The organism is uncultured Gimesia sp. (assembly GCF_963972345.1).
Lineage (GTDB): Bacteria > Planctomycetota > Planctomycetia > Planctomycetales > Planctomycetaceae > Gimesia.
In genome coordinates this window covers 1-4,289 of sequence record NZ_CAXAVM010000314.1, presented here as the reverse complement: position 1 = coordinate 4,289, position 4,289 = coordinate 1, and the positions used below count along the sequence as shown (strand labels likewise).

5 protein-coding genes are annotated in these 4,289 nt (G+C 52.9%); 1 reads left to right on the top strand and 4 read right to left on the bottom strand.

The features are described from left to right. Positions 1-205: 205 nt before the first annotated feature. The 3 genes from AACZ40_RS28285 to AACZ40_RS28275 all read right to left on the bottom strand — a co-directional run bounded on the left by AACZ40_RS28285 (position 206) and on the right by AACZ40_RS28275 (position 2,297). The gene (locus tag AACZ40_RS28285; RefSeq protein WP_291179933.1) at positions 206-1,276 is read right to left on the bottom strand and encodes a tRNA-dihydrouridine synthase; all 1,071 of its coding nucleotides are present in this window, start codon (positions 1,274-1,276) and stop codon (positions 206-208) included. 34 nt (positions 1,277-1,310) lie between these two features. Continuing rightward, positions 1,311-1,934: a Maf family protein gene (locus AACZ40_RS28280; RefSeq protein WP_291179936.1), complete on the bottom strand. Its 624-nt coding sequence runs from the start codon at positions 1,932-1,934 to the stop codon at positions 1,311-1,313. A gap of 114 nt (positions 1,935-2,048) precedes the next feature. Next, a complete protein-coding gene (locus AACZ40_RS28275) occupies positions 2,049-2,297 on the bottom strand; it encodes a zinc-ribbon domain-containing protein (RefSeq protein WP_291179939.1) in 249 nt (82 codons plus the stop codon). Between the two features lie 358 nt (positions 2,298-2,655). On the opposite strand from AACZ40_RS28275, the gene AACZ40_RS28270 reads away from it, so the two are divergent. Next, positions 2,656-3,567, top strand: coding sequence for a DUF1559 domain-containing protein (locus tag AACZ40_RS28270; protein ID WP_291179942.1), 912 nt, complete (start codon positions 2,656-2,658; stop codon positions 3,565-3,567). Positions 3,568-3,652: 85 nt separating this feature from the next. Here the strand turns inward: AACZ40_RS28270 and AACZ40_RS28265 are convergent. Further along, positions 3,653-4,289: AAA family ATPase (locus AACZ40_RS28265; RefSeq protein WP_339676949.1), on the bottom strand; the 637-nt coding region annotated here is incomplete at its 5' end.

Here is a 4,289-nt window from a genome sequence, read left to right as displayed (position 1 = left end):
ATGATGGCGAACTCGATCAGTTATACGGTGCCGTCGCCCGTGGCGATGACTGGTTCCTGCTGGACCTGGGACTGGACATCAACAATGCCGGTGGCAACGATATTCGTGAATAGTTTTACTTGAATATCATCTGTTACCTGTAGCAGCAATACAAACAGCCTCTCTGAAAGATTTCAGGAGGCTGTTTTTTTACGGACTATTTATTTTACCAGCGTTCGACCGGACCATTTGGCGTTTTGATCAATGCGGTGGGAACCGATGATTCCCGCTCGCCGTGACGCAGGCGGATCTGATCAACGATTTCCTGAAATTCCTCGTCTGACTCCAGTCTTCGTAATCGGTCTTCCAGATCTTCCGGGATTCCCAGGCGGACTCCATACCAGGCGACAAACTTGCGGATGAGACGGCAGCCATACAGTTCATGCTGTGCAAACATCAGACTGAAGTGGCGTTCCAGGAACTGGATCTGCTCTTCCCGGGTCGGCTCGGAGACTGGTTCTTCACCACGAACTGCCTGTGCGATCTTGCGAAAGATCCAGGGATCCAGCATGGCACCTCGGCCGATGGAGACGGCTTCACAGCCGGTCTGCTGCCGCATGTGAAAGGCATCCTCGACCGTACAGACATCACCGTTTCCAATGACGGGAATATGCTGCACGGCTTCGACTGTCTGCCTGATTCCCTCCAGATCCACGGTTCCACCAAATCCCTGATTGCGGGTGCGTCCGTGAACGGTAATCGCTGCCACGCCTGCCTGCTCAAATTCCCGTGCCAGCAGCGGCGCGGTAATCGAATCACGATCCCAGCCCAGTCGCATTTTGACCGTCACCGGGATTGAAACTGCGTCGACCACTTCCGCGACCATCTGGCAGGCGGCATCCGGGCTGCACATGATGCGTGCGCCTCCACCGTTGCCGTTAATTTTGGCCATGGGACAGCCCATATTCAGATCGACGGCCGCGTAACCATGTTGTTCCAGCCAGCGGGCAGCGGCAACCAGTTCGGCTGTGATGCCACCAAAGATCTGAATCGTCAGGGGCCGGTCAGCCGGAGAAGTCGTCAGCAGCGCCTTCGATTTGCGACTGCCTGACAGTAGATGCGAAGCGAGTACCAGGTCCGTCGTACAGAGCCCCACGCCCCCCAGTTCACGTATGGCAACCCGAAAGGCATGCTGCGTATATCCGGCCAGTGGTGACAGGAAATAACGTGAGGCGAGCACCCGATCCCCGATCTGAATTTCCGGCGCTTCCGTGGTAGTCCATTGAATCATTGACATAAGCAGTTTTTGAATTCTTGAGTGATACGGTTTGTTAACGATTCAACATTTCGAACACAGTTTCCAGGGGCAATCCTACAACATTTGACAGGCTGCCTTCAATGCGTTTCACAAAAATACTTCCCGCTCCCTGAATCGCATATCCCCCTGCTTTGCCGAGCGATTCCTGCGTCGAAAGATACCAGTCCAGTCGCGCCCGTACATACTCCTGATCGTAAAAGGTGACCTGAGTCTCTGCAATTTGAGTCAGCACCCGCTGATGATGTCTCAGGCAGACCCCCGTCAGCACCAGGTGTGTTTTACCTGCATAGTCTTCCAGGAACCACTGCTTAACAGTCTCCTGCCAGTCCGGTTGATCCGGAGGCTGTCCCAGCACGACCAGATCACCAGATTCCCGTTTCGCGATACCGATTGTATCTGCGGTTAAAATCGGGACCGATGTATCAGCGTGTCTCTGCTGAAAGACATCCTCATTTTTTGCAGTGCAGATGGAAATCAGTTGCCGGTGAATCGCATCCCGGTCGTGCAGATCTTCGAAGCCCGGCTCCTCCGGATCGGCGGGGGGTACTACTTCGATGACGGTTTCTGGCAGCAGTTGTGAGAGCAGTTCCTGGCGTCGGGGTGAGCGGGATCCCAGAATGATACGAAGCAGGTTCATTTAGACTGTATCCAGTTTTACTGTAACGTCTCCAGGGCATTTGGCCCGAGTATATCAGATTGAGAGACGCTATGGTTAAATGTGATGCGCTCTAGCTGTTTCTATTGATTTACGTCAGTTAAGAAAAACGAGAGCCAGAATGGTGGCAATCACACCCAGGGTCCCCAGCAAGATCCACCAGCGGGGCCGCTCGCTGAAGGGATGGGTATTTACGCCGAGATATTCCCCACAGACAGGACAGGCAGGCGCTTCTTCATACACTTCTGCTCCACAATGAGAGCATTCGATGGTTGAAGTTTCCTCATCGAACTCCGATTCGTCAGGGTAATCTGCATCATCGTCTGATTCCCAGTCTTCATTCATGCTTTGGAACCTCCTGTTGTAAAAACCGTCCTCAGTTGAAAGGAATGTTCAGTCACTCTACAAAACTGACTGCCGTTTTTTCTGCAATGTACCCGGACAGTCAGATATTCAGCGACAATCTTGACAAAGAAATATTTTCTGCGTGAGATTCCCTGTCCTTTCGGTATTCAACACTGGAACGCCGGTGTTGCAGAGTTGAAATCCGTTCGGCAACCCGCTTCCAATTTTTTCACATCGGTATTCATTGATATCGACTCACGAAAAGAGTACCAGCACACCCGCAGTCTATCATGTGCAGGCATCCGTGCGTGCATTCTATTTTAATCTTATTCACAATTTTAACGACTGGAGAGTCAAGATGCAGCCTCGGAGCAAATCCGGACTGGTCCCCAGAACCGGTTTCACCCTGATTGAACTACTTGTAGTGATCGCAATTATCGCTATCCTCATCGCTTTATTACTGCCGGCCGTGCAACAGGCGCGCGAAGCCGCCCGCCGCAGTACCTGCAAGAATAACGTGAAACAGATCGGACTGGCGCTGCACAATTACCATGAAACGCACCGCTGTTTTCCTCCCGGCTGGGTACAACCTTCCACCTCGGCTTCCTGTCAGCCCAGTGTGAGCAGTCCCAGTGGCTGCAGACCAGGCTGGGGCTGGGGCACCATGCTGCTCCCCTTCATCGATCAGGCCAACATGTATAATGCTTTGAATGTAAAAAGCACACACCTGGTCGTGACTCCCTCGACGGAATCCAAAACTACGATTCCCCTGTTTCGCTGCCCTTCTGATACGGGCAGCCAGTTGAATTCTGATCGGGGCGGACACGCCACGTCCAACTACAAAGCCAATTATGGCAGCCGCGGAATTGGCACCTCGATCAACACCAGCCCGCATAATGCTGCCGGGGGTAATGGCTCTTTCTGGTCCAACAGCAATACGCGGCTTCGTGATTTGACCGATGGAGCCAGTAATACGGTGTTGATTGGCGAAACCGCCCGGGGACGCGTGGGCTCAACCACTTACAATGGGGGCATCTGGGTGGGTTACTACGATAACGGCAAAACCGCATCCGTCGTCTGGAAAACCGAAAACCATCCCGGCTCCCTTATCAACGGGACATTGGCCTGGGCCTTCAGCAGCCAGCATACCGGCGGTGCCCACTTTCTCCTCGGCGATGGTGGCGTCCGTTTCCTCAGTGAGAATATCGACGGCACGACGTACGAAAACCTCGGAAAGATCAGCGATGGAAATGTGGTTGGCGAGTTTTAATCCCGGCTGATTTGAGACAATGCAAAATAAAAACTCCCCGATTCAAACAGGATCGGGGAGTTTTTTTTATCAGCACCATCACAGCTTACAGAATGAATTTGCTGAGATCTTCATCTTCAACAATCGAATGCAGTTTCTGTTGCACATACGCCGCATCGATCACAATCTTTTTCGTTTTGAGATCAGGGGCTTCAAAGCTGACTTCTTCCAGCAGACGTTCCAGAATCGTATGCAGACGGCGGGCACCGATATTCTGCGTCGTCTGATTCACTTCAAACGCAATTTTTGCCAGCTCTTCCAGACCATCCTGTTCGAACTTGATCTTCACGCCTTCCGTATCCAGTAGAGCCTGGTACTGCATGGTAATCGAACTGGTCGGCTCGGTCAGAATCCTGAGGAAGTCATCGCGTGTCAGTTCCTGCAGTTCGACACGAATCGGAAAACGTCCCTGCAGTTCCGGCATCAGATCGGAAGGCTTTGTCCGATGAAAGGCCCCAGCCGCGATGAACAGCATGTAATCGGTTTTCACCGAACCGCTGCGGGTCTGCACGGTCGTGCCTTCCACGATTGGCAGCAGGTCGCGCTGCACCCCCTGGCGGCTGACATCACCACCCCGACTGCCGCCTTCTTCCGACGTACAGATCTTGTCGAGTTCATCAATAAAAATTATCCCGCTGCGTTCGGCCAGCTGTACGGCTTCCTCGGCGATGGCATCTTTATCC

What these genes read in the sequence shown, in the direction of transcription:
- AACZ40_RS28285 (WP_291179933.1), bottom strand. Translation starts at nt 1,276, where the DNA reads ATGTCAATGATTCAATGGACTACCACGGAAGCGCCGGAAATTCAGATC.
- AACZ40_RS28280 (WP_291179936.1), bottom strand. Translation starts at nt 1,934, where the DNA reads ATGAACCTGCTTCGTATCATTCTGGGATCCCGCTCACCCCGACGCCAG.
- AACZ40_RS28275 (WP_291179939.1), bottom strand. Translation starts at nt 2,297, where the DNA reads ATGAATGAAGACTGGGAATCAGACGATGATGCAGATTACCCTGACGAA.
- AACZ40_RS28270 (WP_291179942.1), top strand. Translation starts at nt 2,656, where the DNA reads ATGCAGCCTCGGAGCAAATCCGGACTGGTCCCCAGAACCGGTTTCACC.